The sequence below is a fragment of the Butyricimonas sp. Marseille-P2440 genome (genome assembly GCF_900091675.1).
Lineage (GTDB): Bacteria > Bacteroidota > Bacteroidia > Bacteroidales > Marinifilaceae > Butyricimonas > Butyricimonas synergistica.
Genome location: NZ_LT594610.1, coordinates 1,600,062 through 1,617,320 on the forward strand (window position 1 = coordinate 1,600,062; position 17,259 = coordinate 1,617,320).

The 17,259-nt window shown below is 43.8% G+C and carries 18 protein-coding genes; 7 read left to right on the forward strand and 11 right to left on the reverse strand.

Going from position 1 to position 17,259, the window contains the following annotated elements:
* Positions 1-15: 15 nt before the first annotated feature.
* Entirely contained in the window at positions 16-969 is a 954-nt protein-coding gene (locus BN8899_RS17750) for a GNAT family N-acetyltransferase (RefSeq protein ID WP_018336182.1), read from the forward strand.
* Here BN8899_RS17750 and BN8899_RS17755 read toward each other — a convergent pair.
* From BN8899_RS17755 to BN8899_RS17800, 10 genes are all read right to left on the reverse strand, one after another.
* Complete coding sequence (locus BN8899_RS17755) at positions 949-1,584, reverse strand: LysE family translocator (RefSeq protein WP_065220381.1); 636 nt, start codon at positions 1,582-1,584, stop codon at positions 949-951. The two genes, BN8899_RS17750 and BN8899_RS17755, sit on opposite strands and share 21 nt — an antisense overlap.
* Positions 1,585-1,687: 103 nt before the next feature.
* Positions 1,688-3,028 carry a PhoH family protein gene (locus BN8899_RS17760; protein WP_018336180.1) on the reverse strand — a complete coding sequence of 447 codons (1,341 nt, stop codon included), beginning with the start codon at positions 3,026-3,028 and terminating at the stop codon, positions 1,688-1,690.
* A 72-nt stretch (positions 3,029-3,100) separates the two neighbouring features.
* Entirely contained in the window at positions 3,101-4,474 is a 1,374-nt protein-coding gene (lepB, locus tag BN8899_RS17765) for a signal peptidase I (protein ID WP_018336179.1), read from the reverse strand.
* Between the two features lie 31 nt (positions 4,475-4,505).
* Positions 4,506-5,237 (reverse strand): 4-hydroxy-tetrahydrodipicolinate reductase, encoded by a 732-nt coding sequence (gene dapB, locus BN8899_RS17770; RefSeq protein WP_065220800.1) that lies wholly within the window; start codon positions 5,235-5,237, stop codon positions 4,506-4,508.
* A 97-nt stretch (positions 5,238-5,334) separates the two neighbouring features.
* On the reverse strand, positions 5,335-5,688 hold the full coding sequence (rplT, locus tag BN8899_RS17775; RefSeq protein WP_018336177.1) for a 50S ribosomal protein L20: 354 nt from the start codon (positions 5,686-5,688) through the stop codon (positions 5,335-5,337).
* An 84-nt stretch (positions 5,689-5,772) separates the two neighbouring features.
* Positions 5,773-5,967 carry a 50S ribosomal protein L35 gene (gene rpmI, locus BN8899_RS17780; protein ID WP_018336176.1) on the reverse strand — a complete coding sequence of 65 codons (195 nt, stop codon included), beginning with the start codon at positions 5,965-5,967 and terminating at the stop codon, positions 5,773-5,775.
* Between the two features lie 67 nt (positions 5,968-6,034).
* Positions 6,035-6,568: a translation initiation factor IF-3 gene (infC, locus tag BN8899_RS17785; protein ID WP_018336175.1), complete on the reverse strand. Its 534-nt coding sequence runs from the start codon at positions 6,566-6,568 to the stop codon at positions 6,035-6,037.
* A 29-nt stretch (positions 6,569-6,597) separates the two neighbouring features.
* Positions 6,598-8,556: a threonine--tRNA ligase gene (thrS, locus tag BN8899_RS17790; protein WP_065220382.1), complete on the reverse strand. Its 1,959-nt coding sequence runs from the start codon at positions 8,554-8,556 to the stop codon at positions 6,598-6,600.
* A 503-nt stretch (positions 8,557-9,059) separates the two neighbouring features.
* Entirely contained in the window at positions 9,060-9,695 is a 636-nt protein-coding gene (locus BN8899_RS17795) for a redox-sensing transcriptional repressor Rex (RefSeq protein WP_018336173.1), read from the reverse strand.
* 64 nt (positions 9,696-9,759) lie between these two features.
* Positions 9,760-10,134 carry a bactofilin family protein gene (locus BN8899_RS17800; RefSeq protein ID WP_018336172.1) on the reverse strand — a complete coding sequence of 125 codons (375 nt, stop codon included), beginning with the start codon at positions 10,132-10,134 and terminating at the stop codon, positions 9,760-9,762.
* 372 nt (positions 10,135-10,506) lie between these two features.
* Between BN8899_RS17800 and BN8899_RS17805 the strand changes: the two genes are divergently transcribed.
* Positions 10,507-11,781 (forward strand): bifunctional folylpolyglutamate synthase/dihydrofolate synthase, encoded by a 1,275-nt coding sequence (locus BN8899_RS17805; protein WP_065220383.1) that lies wholly within the window; start codon positions 10,507-10,509, stop codon positions 11,779-11,781.
* 67 nt (positions 11,782-11,848) lie between these two features.
* Here the strand turns inward: BN8899_RS17805 and BN8899_RS17810 are convergent, their stop codons facing one another.
* Positions 11,849-12,277: an META domain-containing protein gene (locus tag BN8899_RS17810; RefSeq protein ID WP_026207200.1), complete on the reverse strand. Its 429-nt coding sequence runs from the start codon at positions 12,275-12,277 to the stop codon at positions 11,849-11,851.
* Positions 12,278-12,524: 247 nt separating this feature from the next.
* Here BN8899_RS17810 and BN8899_RS17815 point away from each other — a divergent pair, with 247 nt between their 5' ends.
* From BN8899_RS17815 to nqrE, 5 genes are all read left to right on the forward strand, one after another.
* Entirely contained in the window at positions 12,525-13,880 is a 1,356-nt protein-coding gene (locus tag BN8899_RS17815; protein ID WP_018336168.1) for a Na(+)-translocating NADH-quinone reductase subunit A, read from the forward strand.
* A 16-nt stretch (positions 13,881-13,896) separates the two neighbouring features.
* Entirely contained in the window at positions 13,897-15,051 is a 1,155-nt protein-coding gene (locus BN8899_RS17820) for an NADH:ubiquinone reductase (Na(+)-transporting) subunit B (protein WP_018336167.1), read from the forward strand.
* A gap of 68 nt (positions 15,052-15,119) precedes the next feature.
* Positions 15,120-15,896, forward strand: coding sequence for an NADH:ubiquinone reductase (Na(+)-transporting) subunit C (gene nqrC, locus BN8899_RS17825; RefSeq protein WP_018336166.1), 777 nt, complete (start codon positions 15,120-15,122; stop codon positions 15,894-15,896).
* Positions 15,896-16,540, forward strand: a complete 645-nt coding sequence (locus tag BN8899_RS17830; RefSeq protein ID WP_065220384.1) for an NADH:ubiquinone reductase (Na(+)-transporting) subunit D — start codon at positions 15,896-15,898, stop codon at positions 16,538-16,540. Before nqrC ends, BN8899_RS17830 begins: the two co-directional genes overlap by 1 nt.
* Positions 16,541-16,564: 24 nt before the next feature.
* A complete protein-coding gene (gene nqrE / locus BN8899_RS17835; RefSeq protein ID WP_018336164.1) occupies positions 16,565-17,185 on the forward strand; it encodes an NADH:ubiquinone reductase (Na(+)-transporting) subunit E in 621 nt (206 codons plus the stop codon).
* The last annotated feature ends 74 nt before the right edge of the window (positions 17,186-17,259 follow it).

The following is a 17,259-nucleotide window of genomic DNA, read 5'->3' on the forward strand; positions in this document are numbered from 1 at the left end:
CAAAATCTAAAATTTATGCAGCCTGTCATCTATCCTTTGGATAAAGCAAAATTGTTAGCAGAGTTAACGGAAGAAAGATTTATCCGGAAAACGAATAAAGGTAACAACGAAATATACTCGTTCAACGCTTTCAATAGCCCCAACCTGATGAGAGAAGTCGGGCGACTACGCGAATTGACATTCAGGACGGCAGGAGGCGGTACGGGCAAAGAAGTTGACATCGACCCTTTCGATATCGATCAACAAGTGCCTTATCAACAATTGATCGTGTGGGATCCCAAAGAGCAAGAAATACTCGGCGGTTACCGTTACATCCTTTGTGACAACCTCTCCTTGAATGCAGAGGGAGAGCCCAACCTTGCCACCACGGAACTATTTCGATTCTCCGAGCAATTCAAGAAAGAATACTTGACCAAGATGATAGAACTCGGGCGTTCCTTCGTCCAACCCCTGTACCAGTCTACCAAGATGGGACGAAAATCCCTTTTTGCCCTGGATAACCTATGGGATGGATTAGGAGCCCTCACCGTGGAAAACCCCAAGATGGAGTACTTCTTCGGGAAAGTCACCATGTACACCAGTTTCAACATAGAAGCCCGTGACATGATACTTTTCTTCATGCGCAAATATTTCAAGGATAACGAACGATTGGTAGAACCCATCGTTCCCCTGGAAATACATATTGACGATCGAAAACTCGGTAGCATACTTTGCGGGAATAGCTACGAGGAGGATTATAAAATACTCTCCCGTTACGTGCGGGAACACGGGGAAAACATACCTCCCCTCGTGAACGCCTACATGAGTTTGTCCCCTTCCATGAAATCATTCGGAACCGCTATCAATCCGGGATTCGGTGGTGTGGAGGAAACGGCAATCTTGATCAAAATAGATGATGTTTATGAAACGAAAAAAGCACGCCATATTTCAACATACATTCCCCGTATATTACGCTTGAGGAAGTTCTGACCCCACGGTCACGAAGATCAGGCTAATCCCGATGATGATGTAAACCAGCGACTCGATGATATGCATAATCAACGAAAAATGACTATTTTGCATCAAACGGCGGGACAATCGTTCCGCCAACAAAGCTACTAGCGAGAAAATAACAATAGCCTGTGCCATAAAAAGTACACCTAATAACAGTAACTCTCCCGCAGGATTCTCCGTCGCCGGATTAACGAACCCGGGAAAGAACGCGATAAAAAACACGAGGACTTTCGGGTTCAATATATTCATCAGAATACCTTTGCGGTATAGCTTGTACTCCGCCCCCCCGGAAGCAGGTAATTCCAAGGAATTTTCGTTACGATGCATAAAGGATTTAACACCCAAATAAATCAGGTAAGCCGCTCCAAGATACTTCAACACGGAAAAAGCCACCGGGGACTTGTATAATATCAACGAAAGCCCCAAACTAACAGCCGCAGTGTGAGCAAGCAATCCGGTACACAACCCGCAGGCAAAAATGATTCCCGCTTTTTTCCCCCGGATAATACTTTGTGTGATCACAAATAAAATATCAGGTCCCGGCATCAATGTCAACGCTATTGCCGCACCCAAAAATCCCCAAATATTCATATAAAGAATCTATAAAGTCCATAAGGTCTATAAAGTCCATAAAGTTACAAAGTGTCTGCATATAGACCTTATAGACCTTACGGACTTTATAGACTTTCGACTGTTAAAGCAGATTGCTTGCGACCTCTGCCAGGTAACTCCGTTCCCCTTTTTCCAAGTGCACGTGAGCAAACATTTCTTGTCCTTGCATCCGGTCGAACAAATGTGACAACCCATTGGACTGGCGATCCAAATAAGGAGAGTCGATCTGGTCAATATCTCCCGTGAACACCATTTTCACCCCTTCTCCGGCACGTGTAATAATTGTCTTTATTTCATGCGGTGTCAAGTTTTGAGCTTCGTCCACGATAAAAAACACGTTCGATAAACTCCGCCCGCGGATATAAGCCAGCGCGGAAATCACCAGACGCTCGTCTTTCAACATATCGTCGATCAAACGATTCTCCTGACTGTGCATCGTGTAACGGTGCTTGATCACCGCCAAATTATCAAACAACGGTTGCATATAAGGACTCACCTTCTCGTTCACGTCACCCGGCAAGTACCCTAAATCTTTGTTAGACAAAGCCACGATAGGACGAGCCAGATAAATCTGCTCGAACGCTTTATTTTGTTGCAACGCTGCTGCCAACGCCAGCAAAGTCTTTCCCGTTCCAGCCTTGCCACTCAATGCCACCAAAGATATATTCGGGTTCATCAACGCGTCCAACGCGAACGCTTGCTCCGAATTCTTCGGGTAAATACCGAAAGTATTCAATTTCTCCACTTTCCGCACCACCCTCCGGGTCGGATCATAACAAGCCAACACAGAATTACTGCCGTTCTTTAATATATAATAATTATTCCCTTTGATCTCTTCCTTCGGGAAGAACGTTTCCACCGGTACCCCGGCTTCCCCGCTCTCGTAAAGTTTAGCAATCAACTCCTGGGAAAAATCCTCCCTTGTAATCACGCACTTGTTCAACGACACCTCCAAATTCTTCACCTGATCCGTCTTGTAGTCCTCTGCCAGAATATCCAAAGACCTCGCTTTCATCCTCAAATTCATATCCTTTGACACTAAAACGACCTTTTCACCCTTTCTCTTCTCTGTAATAAACGCGGCAATAGCCAATATCCGGTGATCCGGAATATCTTCACTGAACGACTCGTTTATCTTCTCGTTAAACGGCACCCCCGTCTGGATAAAAAGATTGCCTTTTCCTTTGCCTAAAGAAGCTCCCTTCACAAAGAAATCTTCTCCCGAAATCTGATCCAACTCACGCACGAACTCCCGCGCGTGGTAATTGATCTGGTCATTTCCCCTTTTAAATTTATCCAACTCCTCGAGAACCGTTATCGGGATAACGATATCATTATCTTCAAAATTGTAAATTGATCTATAATCATGTAGGATAACATTCGTATCTAATACAAACGTCTTTTTGTTTTTACTTTTTGCCATAATTGTAGTATTTTCTAAACACTGACAAGTTAGTAAATTTATTAACAAAAAAAGCGGCTTAGCCGCTTTTTTTTAATGTATAAACCGGAACATCCTGTTCCATCGTATCTTACCCAAGAAAGATTTATCCTTATCCAAGGAAAGCCAGATAAAATAAGCCTTACCCACGATATGATCCTCGGGCACGAATCCCCAGTAACGGGAGTCTGCCGAATTATGACGGTTATCCCCCATCATCCAGTAATAATCCATCTTGAAGGTATATTTATCTGCCGGACTTCCATTAATATATATCACGGAATCCTTTACTTCCAGCTTATTTTCCTCGTAAGCCCCGATAATACGCTCGTATATTGGTAAATTTTCAATTGTCAGGTCTATGGTTTCCCCCTTCTTCGGGATAGGCAGCGGACCAAAATCATCCCTCGTCCACGGGTAATTCTCGCTATACGGGAAAATTTCACCACGCTCGACTTCACGGCTAACAGAAACCACATTAGGCATCGCTTTAATCTTTTCCAACATTCCTGTTGTCAAAGGTAATTTATAAGTGTTGGCATAATAACCGATATCATCCCGGGCGATCCCCATTTCCTCCAATTTTAATTGATTGAACGGAGAATTTACCGTAATGACATAATTTTGCTGCATGGTAGCGTAATTCTCTTCTCTTTCCCCATTCACGTACAACACAGCATCCTTCATCTCCAACACATCTCCCGGCATCCCAACGCATCTCTTGATATAGTTTTCACGCTTATCTACCGGACGGGCAATAATGTTATTCGTTGCCCACATTTCTTTACGGACAATAGGTAATGCAAATTCATAAGCAACATCTATCCCCTTCTCCATTTTCGTATCATAAATTGCTTTTTGAGTCGCACCTCGCAATCGTGAATAATAATCCGGATTTTCATTCCCCACGATCACCGTGTCCCCTGCCGGGAAATTAAACACGACAATATCATTTCGCTTTACTTTTCCCAAACCTCCGATACGCTTGTAAGGCCACTGGATGGCTTCGGAATACGCCTTCGTGGAGCTTGTAAAGGGCAAAGTATGATGAGTGAAAGGTACAGACAAAGGAGTATTCGGCAGTTTCGGACCGTAAGCCACCTTGCTCACGAACAAGTAATCCCCCACGAGCATGGTCTTCTCCATTGAAGAAGTAGGAATCGTGTACGCCTCGAAAAAGAACATCCTAATCAACGTGGCGGCAATAATCGCGAAAATCAAAGCATCGATCCACTCGACAACCTTCGTTTGTTTTTCCACGTTCTTTTTCTTCCAGAAAGCCCAGTGCACCTTCTTTGAAATATAAATATCGAACAAAACGGGTACACCGATCAATAACCACCAACTCTGTATCCACAACGTCCACAATAAATATATAAAAAGAACTATCCCGAACTTAAACCATTTATTTGTCAATACATTTCTCATATCTTCGTTCTTAATTCTAAACTTTTATCTTTTAGTTTTTAACTTTCAACTCTAAAAGGTCATCCATTCCATAAACCCCTTTTTTCCCTGCCATAAATTCAGCAGCCATCACGGCTCCCTGGGCGAATCCGTCACGGGAAAAAGCGGAGTGATGTATCTGAATCTCATCCACGTCCGATTTATACGTCACGGAATGAATACCGGGCACTTCGCCTTCACGCTTCGCCTTGATTGGCAACTCGCGATCTTTCACGTCCCCCTCGTCTAATTTCCAACAAGAATATTTCGGATGTTCATCCAAGATTCCCTCTGCCAACGTTATCGCGGTACCACTCGGGGCATCCAATTTATGCACGTGATGTGTTTCTTCCACGAACACCTTGTAATTACCAAAACCTGCCATGGTCTTTGCCAACCAACGGTTCAAATGAAAGAATATATTCACACCTATACTATAATTGGAGGCATAAAAGAACGCCCCCCCTGTCTGCTCGCACGACTCTGTCACTTCGCCCCATCTGTCCAACCACCCGGTCGTACCGGAAATCACGGGCACACCATTACGGAAACACCAGAAATAATTATCCACGGCAACCGCGGGAGTAGTGAACTCAATCGCCACGTCCGCCTGTTTCAATTGCTCGTCCGTACACGAGGCACGATTTGTCTCATCAACCACCAGCACGATCTCGTGCCCGCGTTCCCGAGCCACCCGCTCGATCGCTTTTCCCATTCTTCCGTAACCAAGTAATGCAATCTTCATTATCCAAATAAAAAATATACCACTAAGACACAAAGATAATATTTTAATTAAAAAAAAAGGCTACCCGAGGGCAGCCTTTTCCGATATTTTATAATTACTAAGCTAACTCTTTCACTTTCGCCACTACAGCTTTGAAAGCTTCCGGTTGATTCATAGCCAAATCAGCTAAAACTTTACGGTTCATGTTTACTTCTGCTTTATGAACCAAGTTCATAAATTTGGAGTAAGTCAAACCTTCCATTCTAACCGCGGCGTTAATTCTCTGAATCCACAACGCTCTAAATTCTGATTTTTTCTTCTTTCTGTCACGGTACGCGTATGTCAAACCTTTTTCATACGTGTTTTTGGCAACCGTCCAAACATTTTTTCTTGCACCAAAGTTACCTCTGGTCTGTTTTAAAACCTTTTTTCTACGTGCTCTCGAAGCAACGGCATTTTTAGCTCTTGGCATAATTTTTCTTTTTTTTGAATGTTAGCGTTCTTTTTCAGAAACTTGTAAGGCATAACATCCTGGTTAATAACTGTCTTTAATTACTTAGATACAAAGCATCTTTCTCACGGTAGCCACGTTCGCTGGATCAACGATAGCGCTATGAGTCAAATTTCTTTTTCTCTTCGTTGCTTTTTTCGTCAAAATATGACTTTTGAAAGCATGTTTTCTTTTAATCTTCCCGGTAGCGGTCAGAACGAATCTCTTCTTCGCGCTACTTACACTCTTCATCTTTGGCATTTGTTCTAAATTTAATTGTTATCAGAATATGTAATTATAAAAATCTATCCATAATCACCGAATCCTATCATTTTTTAGGAGAAATAATCACGATCATTTTCTTTCCTTCCAACATGGGAGCGGATTCCAATTTACCGTAATCTTCCAAAGCATCGACAAAGCGTTCCAGTAGGTCTGCACCTTGATCCTTGAACAGGATTGAACGTCCCTTGAAGAACACGTAGGCTCTTACCTTCGCACCTTCTTTCAAGAATTCGATAGCGTGCTTCAACTTGAAATTGAAATCATGGTCATCGGTCTGGGGTCCGAAACGAATCTCCTTCACGACCACTTTTACACTTTTGGCTTTAATCTCTTTTTGCTTTTTCTTCAGCTGGTACAGGAATTTACTGTAATCAATAACCCTGCACACAGGTGGATCAGCATTGGGAGATATCTCCACCAGATCAACTCCGGCAGCCTCGGCTAAAGCCAAAGCTTCTTTTAAAGGATAAACCCCCGGTTCCACATTCTCTCCAACGACTCTCACAGAAGCGGCTCTTATCTGCTCATTAATTCTGTGCTGTGGCTTGTCACTTTGACCTCTGCCCCTAATTTCCATTGTCCTTGCTATAATTAATCCTCCTTTTATTATTTATTTTCATTATAGATAGCATTCAACTGTGCTTCTACCTCTTTGTTAATCATTTCTGCAAACTCTTCCATTGAAACAGATCCTTTGTCACCCTCTCCCTGACGGCGCACGGAAACCTTATTTTCGTTCATTTCCTGCTCCCCGACAATCAACATATAAGGTATCTTTTTCAACTCGTTATCACGTATCTTCCGACCTATCTTCTCGTTACGGTCATCTAAAACGGTGCGAATGTCGGAATTATTTAAGAAATTTACAACTTTTTGAGCATAATCGTTGTATTTTTCACTGATCGGCAACACGACAGCCTGATCCGGAGTCAACCACAAGGGGAATTTACCACCCGTGTGCTCGATCAAAACTGCCACGAAACGCTCCATACTTCCGAACGGCGCACGGTGTATCATCACCGGGCGATGTTTCTGGTTATCAGCCCCAGTGTATTCCAAATCGAAACGCTCCGGCAAGTTGTAATCCACTTGAATCGTTCCCAACTGCCACTTCCTACCGATAGCGTCTTTCACCATGAAATCCAATTTCGGACCATAGAACGCCGCCTCGCCCAACTCGACAGTGGTTGCCAAGCCTTTCTCGGCAGCAGCCTCGATAATAGCCGTTTCCGCCTTTTCCCAATTCTCGTCCGAACCGATATATTTTTCCTTGTTATTCGGGTCCCTCAACGACACTTGTGCCGTGAAATTCTCGAAATCCAAAGCCTTGAATATCGTGAAGATAATATCAATTACTTTTTTAAATTCGTCCTTCAACTGGTCGGGCGTACAGAACAAATGGGCGTCATCCTGGGTAAACCCGCGTACCCTTGTCAACCCGTGCAATTCCCCGCTCTGCTCGTAACGGTACACCGTACCGAACTCGGCAAAACGCACCGGAAGATCCTTGTACGACCGCGGCTTGAACTTGTATATCTCGCAGTGATGCGGGCAGTTCATCGGTTTCAGCATAAACTCCTCGCCCTCTTGCGGGGTCGTGATTACCTGAAAACTATCTTTCCCGTATTTCTGGAAGTGACCGGATGTCTTGTACAAATTCACGTTACCGATATGCGGGGTGATTACCTGCTCGTAACCGTATTTTTTCTGCACCTTTCTCAAGAAAGCCTCCAAACGGTCGCGCAACATGGCTCCTTTCGGCAACCACATCGGCAGTCCCGATCCCACGGCTTGCGAGAACATGAACAACTCCATCTCCTTGCCGATCTTACGATGGTCACGTTTCTTAGCCTCTTCCATCAGCACGATCCACTCGTCCAGCATTTTCTGTTTCGGGAAAGTGATACCGTAAATACGAGTCAACATCTTCCTGTGCTCGTCCCCTCTCCAGTACGCTCCCGCCACGGAAGTCAACTTGATCGCCTTGATATAAGACGTATCCGGCAAGTGAGGACCGCGGCACAAGTCCGTGAAATCACCCTGACGGTAATACGTGATCGTCCCGTCTTCCAAATCATTGATTAACTCTACTTTATATGTTTCGTCAAGCGATGAAAAATGATTCAACGCCTCTTGCTTGCTAACGTCTATCCTGCAATATTCCTCGTTTCTCCTTGCCAACTCCAACATTTTCTTCTCGATCTCCACCAAATCTTTCTCTTGGATGGCAACCCCTTCCCCGGGATCCACGTCATAGTAGAAACCATTCTCGATAGCGGGTCCGATACCGAACTTGATATTCGGGTAAAGAGCCTGCAAAGCTTCTGCCATAAGGTGTGCAGATGAGTGCCAGAAAGCATGGCGTCCCTCTTCATCGTCCCATGTATACAGCTTAATCTCGGAGTCTGTCGTTATCCCGCGTGTCAAGTCCCACGTGACACCATTTACGGATATTGACAATACTTCCTTAGCCAGCTTATGGCTAATCGACTTAGCTATGTCCATGCCGGTAACCCCGGACTCGAACTCTTTTACATTCCCATCGGGAAATTTAATCTTTACCATTCTGCTTTCTTTTAGTTTATTACTCTTTGTAATTTACAAGCTGCAAAGATACTAAAAAACATCGAAATAACAAAGAAAGAATCCAGCAGAATCAAGGCTAATTAAATGCAACAAACCCGATTCGTTCAAAAAAAGCGACCTTATTGGAAAACCAAACAAAAAAGTATATTTTTAACGGTCAATTTTTCAGTAAAGGACATCCCGTGTCCTATCGAGATTATACCCAAATCAGTTCTAAAAAAGATATTTCAACGAGATTTTATTGAAACTTTCTTGGTATCAACTCCTATTCAACTCCTATTCAACTCCCATTCAACCTCTATTATAATAGAAAAAGTATAGGCTTTTATTAGGATTTGAATAAAATTTGATATATGTATACACACAAGTATCTACCAGTAATATAGAAACCATATTACTGACTACGGTAGAAACACCCTAGGAGCAGTTACTGAACACGCCCTATAAAGTCATCTATTCTCTGGTAAAACAACAACTTACTTTTATTCCTGCCCGTGTAATTTATTGAACAGGATTGCCAGATTCGTGTAAATCGTACTATTTTGGACGGCAATATGCGAAGGAACTTTAATACGTGCAGGGGTAAAATTCCAAATGGCTTTGATGCCCCACGCTACCATTAAGTCAGCAATCGCTTGCGCACAATCCGCCGGAACGGTGATGATCCCGATTGCCACGTTGCATTCGGCAGGCATACCACGGAATTGGTCGATATGAAATATTTCCACGTCATTGATTTTCGTACCGATCTTTGATTTATCCACATCGAAAGCCTTTTGGATATTCAGCCCGAAATTTCTCAATCCTTTATCCTGCAACAAGGCACCTCCCAACGAGCCGGCACCCACGAGAAAAGCGTTATTCATTTTATTAAACCCGAGAAAATCATCCAGAATCTCCACAAAATTGTCCACCTCGTACCCCACCCGCGTCTTGCCGGATATGCCCGTATGTGATAAATCTTTCGTCACCTGCGTGGCGTCTATTTCCATGTATTCGGCTATTCTAGTCGATGACACGTACTTCTCCCCCTGCTTTTGCAAGGTCTTCACGAATGAAAGATATGCTGGCATTCGCCTTAAAACCGGAACCGGAACAACTTTACTATCATTAGCCATATAACGTCAATAATTTCCTTGCAAAATTACATTTTTTCATCGAAAACGATATAAATAATCTACATTATTTCTTTTCGCCTCTACCAGAGGGCAAAACTTCGTTCTTCCCGGACATCATTCTGCTCTCCCCGTTGAACGTTGCCCCCGCTTCGACGATCATCGTCACCGTGGTTATCGTTCCTTTCACTATCGAATTTTTTCTCAACACGACCGTTCCCGAAGACACGATTTCCCCTTCCACCGTCCCGTAAATGTCTATATTCGGGGAATTTACGCCCCCAGTCACCCGGGATGCCGTACCGAGTATCAAACGACCGCCGGTCTGTACCGTACCCACGAGCGTACCGTCAATCCGTATATCTTTCGTGGTTTGAACATCCCCTTCTACAATGACACTCTCGCTCAAAAGATTCAAAATTGTTTGTCCTTCTTGTCCCATAATATTTGTTTCAAATTTTAATAAATCTTACTCGTCCCAGACCTATCAATACGATTTTAGAGGTCTGAAAGTTAATGAAAATAGTTCAATATATTTCAATTTTACCGATCGCACGAATCACGAGTCATGACGAGAGAATCTCGTATATTGGAACACACCTTCCCGAAACACACCTTCCAAAGGGAAACGACGCAAACCGTTATTTTCGGATACCCCTTTCCCCATAAAAATATTTTCTTTCCACGTTTAGAATTATTAACACAAGATTATCTAATCACGCCAAGAACAACAAATTGTATCCAAGAGGATAGCTACATCATATTTTTACTACTTTTGCTCGCTCAATAACGAGAATTTGCTAAACACGGAGATATGAACTACAATGAAACTTTAGAATGGTTGTTCGCCCAACTTCCCATGTACCAGCGGGAAGGGAAAGCCGCGTACAAAGCCAACTTGGATAACACGCTGAAACTGGACGAACATTTCGGCGCACCACACCGTCAATTCAAAACAATACACGTGGGAGGAACTAACGGGAAAGGTTCCGTCTCGCATATGCTCGCTTCTGTCCTGCAAACGGCTGGATATAAAACCGGGTTGTACACCTCCCCTCACCTGAAAGATTTCCGCGAACGGATTAAAATTAACGGGGAAATGATCTCCGAACAGTACGTGATCGACTTCGTGGAACAGAATAAATCATTGTTCGCGGACATCAAGCCTTCATTCTTCGAGATGACGGTAGCCATGGCTTTCAAGTATTTCGCCGACCAACAAGTGGATATAGCCGTGATCGAGGTCGGGTTGGGCGGACGGCTCGATTCCACGAATATCATCACACCCCTGGCTTCCGTGGTCACGAATATCTCGTTTGACCACATGGCTCTCCTGGGTGACACGCTGGAAAAGATTGCCGGGGAGAAAGCGGGTATCATAAAACCGGATGTACCTGCCATTATCGGGACAAGGGACGCCGCAACAGATTTCGTTTTTACCCACAAAGCCCAGGAATGCGGAACCTCTATCGATTTCGCCTCGGACAACTGGAGTGAAGAACGCACCCCGGACAACACCTACAATTTAAAAAACAAGCAAGGAGTCAAGTTCAACGACCTGCACCCGGATTTGAAAGGTTTATACCAACGTAAAAATATTCCCATGGTGATCGAAACGATCCTGCACTTGCGGGAACAAGGAATAAAAATCACAGACCAAGCAGTACACGAGGGTATAGCAAACACGATTCGCTATACAGGCTTGCTCGGGCGCTGGCAAGAGCTATCCCGCACCCCTTACACGGTTTGCGACACGGGGCATAACATTGACGGGCTGACGGAAATCGTGGCTCAACTGAAGACGTGCAAATACGAGCGACTCCATTTCGTCATGGGTATGGTGAATGACAAAGACGTGGACAGCGTGCTGCATATTCTGCCGAAAGACGCAATTTATTATTTCTGCAAAGCATCTATCCCCAGGGCTATGGATGAACACATACTGGCAGAAAAGGCGGCAGACAATGACCTCCACGGCAAAACATACCCGACCGTAGCGAAAGCATACGCGGCTGCAAAAGAAGCGGCAAATCAGAATGATATGATCTATATCGGTGGCAGTACGTTCGTGGTGGCGGAAGTGGTATAAAGGCAATTAAAAAGGGCTTCCCGGTACCGGGAAGCCCTTTTTCTATCACGAAAAATCAAACTATAAACTATTTCTTTTTATCTGTTTTTTCCTCTTGCGCTTTAAAAACAGCTATCACGTTATTAGCATCTTTCAAAGTTAACTTGTCATTCTTGATCACAAAACTCTTTGAATCCTCCAACACCTTGAAAAAAGAGGTTTCGACATCCATATCGGGACAAGCCATTTTCGTTGCTCCCATCCCGCTAAAAGTTAATTCCGACTCGTTCCGCTCGTAGGTACCAAAAAAGCGATTGCATCCGGCTTTCCCGGATACCCTTTTTTCCTTGCCGTCAAACGTAAGGAAAACTTCACTCTCCGCTTCCTTGAACTTAATTTCTTTGCCGTTCAGGCTTTCCGCAATCCATTTCACGCCGGTCAAGGATACGCTCTCCTTGGCGGATTTACAGGATATTGCCAGAACTGTTATTAAACAACATACTATCATACCTTTCATAACTCGATCACTATTTTGAATATATAATCAATTAATCATTTTTCTCCCTATCCTAACAAATACTATGCCAAACAGGTATCCCCTTCTTGGGTATCCAGCGCTAAAAAAAGCATTCTATTGCAAGAATTAACTTTTGAATTACTGAATAAATTCAATAATTGATTATATATTTGCACGTATTTTTAAAACACCATATTTATGGGTGAAATAGAAATAATTATCTACATATCAAAAATATAATAAAACAATGTCCAAGGTGATAAAACTGAAAAAAGGCCTTGATATCAAGTTAAAAGGAGAAGCGGAAAACGTGGTGCGAAACGTGGAGAAATGTAATCTCTATGCATTAAAACCGACAGACTTCCGTCTACTTACCCCAAGACTTGCAGTAAAGGTAGGCGATCAAGTGAAAGCGGGCGATGTATTATTTATTAATAAATACAGACCCGAAGTGAAATTCACGGCACCTGTCAGCGGTACTATTGAAGCTGTAAACAGAGGTGAGAGAAGAAAATTACTGGAAGTTGTTATCAAAGCGGATGATCAAATCCAATACAAGGATTTCGGAAGCGCTGACGTGAACCAACTTTCAAGAAAAGAAATCATCGAGAAACTTCTCGACAGCGGTGTTTGGCCTATGATCAAGCAACGTCCGTACGACATCATCGCTAATCCGGAAGATATGCCGAAAGCGATATTCGTATCCGGATTTGATTCCGCACCCCTTGCCCCGGATTTTGATGTAACCCTGGCAGATGAGTTTTCCGCACTTCAAGCCGGAATCGATTGCTTAAAAAAATTGTGCGAGAAAAATGTCAACCTTAATTTAAGAGCTGGAACCCCTTCCACTTCTATCTTCACGAAACTGAAAAACGTGGAGATAAACTATTTCTCCGGACCACATCCGGCAGGGAACGCGGGTATCCAAATCCATCACTTGAACCCGATCAACAAAGGAGACATCGTGTGGGTGGTAAACGCTATGGATCTTGCTATTATCGGACGAATATTCACCAGCGGCAAGTTCGATGCCCGGAAAACAATCGCGGTTGCCGGTTCCGAGGTTGAGAAACCCGCTTATTTCAAGACCATCATGGGTGCCCAAATCGGATGCATCGTGAAAGGCAACTTGAAAAATCAAGTACACCAGCGTATCATATCCGGGAACGTGCTCACGGGATATAAAGTGAGCGAAGACAATTTCCTCGGGTATTACAACAATATGGTAACGGTCATTCCGGAAGGTGATAATTATGAATTTTTAGGTTGGGCAACGCCGGGCTTCAATAAATTCTCGATTTCAAAGACCTTCCCGTCATTCCTGTGCCCGAACAAGAAATACGCGCTGGACGCCAACTACCACGGGGAAGAAAGAGCCTTCGTGGTTACCGGACAATACGAGAAAGTGCTTCCCATGGATATTCTGCCCGTGTACTTGCTGAAAGCGGTATTGGCTGAAGACCTGGACAAAATGGAGCAGCTCGGAATGTACGAGATTGCACCGGAAGACATGGCTTTGTGTGAATTCGTTTGTACCTCCAAAACACCCGTGCAGGAGATAGTGGAACAAGGTATAGAGTTAATGATTAGAGAACTGAATTAAATCATAAATTATAAAGATGAATTTCTTACGCAAATATTTAGACAAACAGAAACCCAAATTTGAAAAGGGCGGCAAGCTACAAAAGCTTCACTCCGTTTTCACAGGTTTCGAGTCTTTCCTTTTCGTGCCCAATCGCACGACGAGTTCTGGGTGTAATATCAGAGATGCTATCGACCTGAAAAGAACCATGATTATCGTGGTGCTGGCATTAGTACCCGCCCTGTTGTTCGGTATCTTTAACGTGGGATTCCAGCATTTCAAAGCTATAGGAACATTAGCCGACACGGGCTACATCGAGATGTTCTTCTACGGGCTCTGGAGGGTGTTACCCATGATCGTCGTTTCCTACGTGGTAGGTCTGGCAATAGAGTTTGCCGCCGCCCAGATCAGGGGACACGAGATCAACGAGGGGTTCCTCGTATCGGGATTATTGATCCCGATGGTTATGCCGGTTAACGCACCCCTTTGGATGGTAGGAGTATCTACCGCCTTCGCCGTGATTATCGGTAAAGAAATCTTCGGGGGAACCGGTATGAATATTTGGAATCCGGCTTTATTAGCCCGTGCATTCTTTTTCTTCTCCTACCCTTCCATGATTTCGGGAGATAAGGTCTGGATTGCCGGAATGCCTGACGGATTCTCACAAGCAACCCCGCTGGCAGAAGCCTCACAAGGAATTCCTGCCACCTACGACATGGCTTCCATGTTCTGGGGATTGATACCGGGATCTATCGGAGAAACTTCAACATTCTGTATTTTACTGGGTGCCATTCTATTGATCGCGACCGGAATCGGTAGCTGGAAAATCATGCTTTCCACGTTCGTCGGCGGATACTGCATGGCTTTATTACTTGCCTACACGTTGCCAGAAACGAACCCCTACGCATCCATTACCCCGATCTCACATCTGATCATGGGAGGCTTTGCTTTCGGAGCCGTATTTATGGCAACCGACCCCGTAACCTCAGCCCAAACGGAAAGAGGAAAATGGATATACGGATTTATCCTGGGTGTTATGGCAATCCTGATTCGTACACTGAACCCCGGTTACCCGGAAGGTATGATGCTTGCTATTCTGTTGATGAATACCTTTGCCCCGCTTATCGACTGGTTCGTGGTTCAAGGAAATATCAAACGCAGACTTAAGAGAGCTAAACAATTTCAGATTTAAGATTTCATGATTTCAGATTACAAAACATTCATAAATCATAAATCGTAAATCACTAAATCTTTAAAGAGATGAACAAACAAGGAAATACATATACCTTTATTTATTCCATCGTTTTGGTTGTCGTGGTTGCGGCTCTGTTAGCCGTGGTATCTCTTTCACTGAAACCACTTCAAGATGAGAATATAGAGAACGAAAAAAGACAGAATATCCTGAGTTCCGTGAATATTAGTTCCACTCCCGAGACATCGGCTGAATTGTTCAAGAAAATTATCAAGAAACAATTCATCCTGAATTACAAAGGAGAAGCTATCGAAGGGGACGCTTTCAACGTGGATATTCCGACGGAAGGCAAGAAACTTCAGAAAGCTATCAAAAATAGTCCTGAACTTCAAAAAGCACTGAAAGACGGACGTATGATTTCAGAATCAATAAAAGACGCCAAAGCCCTCGCGGAGATCAAATTCCCCGTGTTCGTGGCTGACGTCGACGGAGCTGTCAAATACATTCTTCCCGTTTATGGGGTTGGACTTTGGGGACCGATTTGGGGATACCTTTCATTGAACGAGGACAAGAATACCGTTTACGGCGTGCTGTTCGACCACAAGGGAGAAACCCCCGGTTTGGGAGCTGAAATAACTACACCAAAATTCCAAAAACCGTTTAGCGGAAAAACAATCTTCGATAATTCCACCTTGAAATCAATTACCGTGAAAAAAGGCGGTAACGCGACAGGCGCTCATGAAGTGGATGCCATCTCAGGAGGAACGATCACGTCAAAAGGCGTAGAAACGATGATTGCTGATTATTTAAAATGTTACGAACAATTCTTAAAACAAATACAGTAATGAGCGATAAAGAAACATTATTTTCAGCAAAGAACCGGGGATTATTACTCGGTCCCTTGAGCAAAGACAACCCGGTTCTGGTACAGATATTGGGTATATGTTCTGCTCTCGCCGTAACAGCCAAAATGGAGCCCGCCATCGTGATGGCACTCTCGGTAACGGCAGTAACGGCATTCTCTAACGTGATTCTTTCGCTATTGAGAAATACAATCCCTACCCGGATACGTATCATCGTGCAATTGGTAGTGGTTGCCGCACTGGTAATCATCGTAGACCAAGTACTGAAAGCGTACGCTTACGAAGTGAGCAAGCAGTTGTCCGTGTTTGTCGGATTGATTATCACGAACTGTATTATCATGGGACGTATCGAGGCTTTCGCCCTAGCCAACAAGCCGTGGCCTTCTTTACTCGACGGTATTGGCAACGGTCTGGGATACGGTCTGGTTCTCGTGATCGTGGCATTCTTCCGTGAATTACTAGGTTCCGGAACATTGTTCGGATTCAAGGTAATACCTCAAATATTCTATGATTGGGGATACCAGAACAACGGTTTGATGATCCTTCCCCCGATGGCTTTGATGCTGGTCGGATTGATTATCTGGGTTCACCGTGCAAAGAACAAAGATTTGATAGAACAGAAATAGTGAACTAAAAACTGAAATAAGGATATGGAAAATCTATTAAATATATTTGTCCGGTCTGTATTTATCGATAACATGATCTTCGCTTACTTCTTGGGTATGTGTTCATACCTCGCCGTATCGAAGACCGTGAAAACTTCATTCGGATTGGGTATAGCCGTTGTATTCGTGCTATTGATTACTGTCCCGGTAAACTATCTTTTGGATAATTTCGTGCTAAAAGCTGGAGCCTTAACCTGGTTGCTGGGCGAAAGCGCCGCGAACATCGACTTGAGCTTCTTGAGCTTTATCATGTTTATCGCAGTCATTGCCGCCATCGTGCAATTGGTTGAAATGGTGGTTGAGAAATTTGCCCCTGCACTCTATAACCAGTTAGGAATCTTCCTTCCGTTGATCGCCGTAAATTGTGCTATCATGGGAGCCTCTTTGTTCATGCAAGAAAGAGGATACGCTAACATTGGGGAAGCTACCGCTTTCGGTTTAGGTTCGGGTATCGGTTGGTTACTCGCTATCGTGGGTATCGCGGCTATACGTGAGAAACTGAAATATTCTAACATTCCCGCACCGCTTAGAGGTATCGGTATTACCTTTATCGTGACCGGATTGATGGCTATTTCATTCATGAGTTTCTTGGGTATCAACCTGTAAAAGAATTCAGTGATTTACGGATTGCCGATTCGGAGATTATAATCACAGAATCTAAAATCACGAAATCATGTAAT